Consider the following 435-nt stretch of genomic DNA (forward strand, 5'->3'; position numbering starts at 1 on the left):
CCTCCGCAGGACACCGATTGGCATCTTACTGGCGACGGTTCGGGTCATGTTGCTGGGGTGTCCTTCGTTACGGTCGAGAACCTGATTGGTTCAGCCGGCAACGAGGACACCTTCTTTGTTGGTGCGGCCGGAAAGTTGAGCGGCGTCATGGCCGGTGGCGATGCCGGCTTCGACAGCATGGTTCTCGACGGTGGCACCTTCGCCTCGGTGAAGTATGTGGCCACCGGGCAGACGTCGGGAACAATCATCCGTGACGGCGTCGTGCTCCACTATGACGGACTTGAACCGATCATCGACAACAGTGTCGTTGCGGACCGGGTCATCACAACCAGCAATGCCGACGATGAAGCGACCCTGAGCGATAATGGCGCGACACTGACGCTGTCGTCGGATTCCCTCATTCCGACATTCGAATCGATCACTTTCAACAAACCC

Annotated in this window: 1 protein-coding gene; it reads left to right on the forward strand. The window is 58.4% G+C overall.

Annotated elements, in window-relative coordinates; genetic code table 11:
* On the forward strand, positions 1 to 435 hold a 435-nt coding region (locus EN738_RS35850), incomplete at both ends, for a hypothetical protein (RefSeq protein ID WP_189606181.1).

The sequence above is a fragment of the Mesorhizobium sp. M4B.F.Ca.ET.017.02.2.1 genome (assembly GCF_003998955.1).
GTDB classification, from domain to species: domain Bacteria; phylum Pseudomonadota; class Alphaproteobacteria; order Rhizobiales; family Rhizobiaceae; genus Mesorhizobium; species Mesorhizobium abyssinicae.